The sequence below is a fragment of the Mycolicibacterium arseniciresistens genome, from assembly GCF_030519285.1.
GTDB classification, from domain to species: domain Bacteria; phylum Actinomycetota; class Actinomycetes; order Mycobacteriales; family Mycobacteriaceae; genus Mycobacterium; species Mycobacterium arseniciresistens.
On sequence record NZ_JAUMSQ010000450.1, the window covers coordinates 1 to 3,764 of the forward strand.

The 3,764-nt window shown below is 68.1% G+C and carries 3 protein-coding genes; all 3 read left to right on the top strand.

What is annotated here, in order from left to right:
- Positions 1–315 precede the first annotated feature (315 nt).
- On the top strand, positions 316–1,725 hold the full coding sequence (locus tag Q2100_RS30255) for a WS/DGAT/MGAT family O-acyltransferase (RefSeq protein ID WP_302916987.1): 1,410 nt from the start codon (positions 316–318) through the stop codon (positions 1,723–1,725).
- Between the two features lie 61 nt (positions 1,726–1,786).
- Complete coding sequence (locus Q2100_RS30260; RefSeq protein WP_302916988.1) at positions 1,787–3,526, top strand: BCCT family transporter; 1,740 nt, start codon at positions 1,787–1,789, stop codon at positions 3,524–3,526.
- A 14-nt stretch (positions 3,527–3,540) separates the two neighbouring features.
- On the top strand, positions 3,541–3,764 hold a 224-nt coding region (locus Q2100_RS30265), incomplete at its 3' end, for a DUF6912 family protein (RefSeq protein ID WP_407667728.1).

A 3,764-nucleotide genomic window follows, 5' to 3' on the forward strand; every position in this document is an offset into this window, starting at 1 on the left:
CGGGGCGTCCGCCGGTGCAACGCGGCGGGTGACGGCGGCGGGCACGGCCCGGTGACGGGTGCGGGCGCCGGCTCGTAGTCGATGACCGGTGAGGTGAATGAGCCGCGGACGGCGGGGGAACGGGTGATGTGAGCGGGCATGGCGGACTCTCCTGATGCTCGACGTACGGATCGGCATCTGCTGGAGAGTCGCAGACCTGTCCATGGTCGCATGGTTCGCACCAGGCTGGATGCACCCGTGCTGCGAGGTCACAGATCGGCCGGATACGGTGGCGGTGACCGAGCAGCGACGGCCGAAGAGGGGGGATGGCGCCGAATGGTGACGAGGCTGTCGGCGCCCGACGCGACGTTCTTCCACCTGGAGAACACGGCAACCCCGATGTACGTCGGTTCGCTGTCGATCCTGCGCCGGCCCCGCAGCGGGTTGAGCTACGAGAGTCTGCTGGCCACGGTCGAACAGCGGCTGCCGCAGATCCCGCGATACCGGCAGAAGGTGCGGGAGGTCACCCTCGGCCTGGCCCGGCCGGTCTGGGTCGACGACCCCGATTTCGACATCACCTACCACATCAGGCGTTCGGCGCTGCCGTCGCCGGGCAGCGACGCCCAGCTGCACGACCTGGTCGCGCGCCTGGGTTCGCGACCGCTCGACAAGACGCGGCCACTCTGGGAGATGTACCTGGTCGAGGGCCTGACCAAGAACCGCGTCGCGATCTACACGAAGTCCCACCAGGCTCTGGTGAACGGGATGACCGCACTCGAGATCGGTCACGTGATCGTCGACCGGACGCAGAAGGCGCCCGAGTTCGGCGAGGACATCTGGATTCCGGCCCGCGAACCGAGTGACCGCCGGCTGCTGCTCGGTGCGGTGGGGGAATGGGTCACCCGGCCGACGGCGCAGCTGGGTGCGGTGCGCGACGCGGTCACCGACGTGGCGACCAACGCCGGGCAACTCGTCGAGATGGGCCGCCGGTTCGCCGACGTGGCACGCACCGTCGCCCGCGGCACCGCGCCGAACAGCCCGCTGAACACCCGGGTCTCCCGCAATCGCCGCTTCACCGTGGCCAGCCACGAGCTGGAGGACTACCGGCGGATGCGCGCCAGGTACGAGTGCAACATCAACGACATCCTGCTCGCCGTTGTCGCCGGCGCACTGCGTAACTGGCTGCTTTCCCGGGGGGAACCCGTCGGCCCCACCACGACGGTGCGCGCGATGGCCCCCATGTCGGTTTATCCGGACGCCGAGATCGACTCGGCCGGCCCGGGTCAGGCGATCAGCGAGGTGGCCCCGTTCCTGGTCGACCTTCCCGTCGGCGAGGGCAACGCCGTCGTGCGGCTGTCCCAGATCTCACACGCCACCGAGTCGCACCCGACGGCGGCCAGCCTGGTGGACGCCCGCACCATCGTCACGCTGTCGGGGTTCGCGCCACCCACGCTGCACGCCATGGGGATCCGGGTTGCGACGACGTTCTCGGCGCGGCAGTACAACTTGCTCATCACCAACGTGCCGGGCGCACAGAAACAGATGTACGTGGCGGGCACCAAGCTGCTCGAGACCTATGCCGTTCCGCCGCTGCTGCACAACCAGACGCTGTCGATCGGGGTGACCTCCTACAACGGCATGCTCTACTTCGGTATCAACGCCGACCGGGACGCGATGAGCGACGTCGACGTGCTTCCCGGTTTGCTGCGCGAGTCCCTCGATGAACTCTTGGAAGCGTCGCGGTAACCAGTTCGTAGCCTGCCGGGGAGTTGACGTGGTGGAGCCGAGGGGTTCTGATGAATTCACCATGACAATCAGCCCCGAGAAGAAGAAGTCCGAACGCGCCCGGCGGACGGTCGACCACGCGCTGCGGTCGCCCACCGGCGGTGCCATCCCGCACCCCATCCTCGACGTGGCGATCGACGAGGAGGCACAGGCCAGGCGGATCGGCATCGACTGGGTGGTGTTCGGCGTCACCGCCGCGCTGGCCATCGGCTTCCTGGTGTGGGGCGGGATCAGCACCGCGACGCTGGCCGACGCCTCCAGCGGTGCGCTGAACTGGGTGTTGACCAACGTCGGCTGGTTCTTCGTGCTGACCGCGTCGGGATTCGTGCTGTTCGTCCTGTGGCTGGCGGTCAGCCGCTTCGGCAACATCCCGCTCGGCCGCGACGACGAGGAACCCGAGTTCCGCACCGTGTCGTGGATCGCCATGATGTTCAGCGCAGGCATGGGCATCGGGCTGATGTTCTACGGGGTCGCCGAACCGTTGACGCACTTCGTCACCCCGCCCCCGGGCACGGGCTCACCGGGTAACCAGGAGGCCGCACAGACCGCGATGGCCACCACGCTCTTCCACTGGACGCTTCATCCCTGGGCCATCTACGCCGTCGTCGGCCTCGCGATCGCGTACGGCGTGTACCGCAAGGGCCGGTTCCAGCTCATCAGCGCCGCGTTCGAGCCGTTGATCGGAGCACGCGCCAACGGCGGCTGGGGCAAGGTCATCGACATGCTGGCGATCTTCGCCACGCTGTTCGGCTCGGCCGCCTCACTGGGCCTGGGCGCGCTGCAGATCAGCAAGGGTCTGCAGATCGTCGCGGGCATCGGCGAGACCGGCAACGCCGTGCTCATCGGCATCATCGCCGTGCTGACCGCGGCGTTCGTGCTCTCGGCGGTGTCGGGCGTGGCCAAGGGCATCCAGTGGCTGTCCAACATCAACATGGTGCTCGCCCTTGTGCTGGCGCTGTTCGTGTTCATCGTCGGTCCGACGGTGTTCATCCTCAACCTGATCCCGACGTCGGTGGGCAGTTACTTCCAGGAACTGGCCATGATGTCGGCGCGCACCGGCGCCGAGGGCGGCGAGGTGAATGCGTGGCTGGGTTCGTGGACGGTGTTCTACTGGGCGTGGTGGCTGTCCTGGACACCGTTCGTCGGCATGTTCATCGCCCGCATCTCTCGCGGCCGGACCATCCGCCAGTTCGTCGCAGGCGTGCTGCTGGTGCCCAGCGTGGTCTCGCTGGTCTGGTTCTGCATCTTCGGTGGCGCCGCGATCCGGGAACAGCAGGAGGGCGTCGACGTGGTCGGCGACGGCAGCTCGGAGAGCCAGCTGTTCGGGCTGCTCGAGCAGTACCCGCTGGCCACGGTCGCCAGCGTGCTGGTGATGATCCTGGTCGCCATCTTCTTCGTCTCGGGCGCCGACGCGGCGTCGATCGTGATGGGGTCGCTGTCCGAGCGCGGCTGCATCGAGCCGTCCCGCAAGACCGTGGTGTTCTGGGGGGTGGCCACCGGAGCGGTGGCGGCGGTGATGCTCATCCTGGGCGGCTCGGACGCGCTGACCGGGTTGCAGACCATCACGATCATCGCGGCGGTGCCCTTCGTCGTGGTGATGGTGCTGCTGTGCGTCGCACTGGTCAAAGACCTGCGCCGGGACCCGATGATGGTCCGCAAGCAGTATGCCGAGGAGGCCGTGGAGGAGGCCGTCGTGCACGGTGTCACCGAACACGGCGACGACTTCATCATCTCCGTCGAGAAGGATCCTTCGAAGACATAGCTAGTGTCGGCGGAATGCGTGTGTACATTCCGTCGACCCTCGCCCTGCTGCAACAGCTCGTCGCCGACGGGTCGGTGCACGCCCGCAGCGGCACGGCCTTCGCGGTGACTCCGACACTGCGCGAGGCTTACGCCGAGGGCGACGACGACGAACTGGCCGAGGTGGCGCTGCGCGAGGCGGCGCTGGGGTCGCTGCGGCTGCTGTCCGGCCCGGACGGCGTGTCGGGACCGCCGCGCCG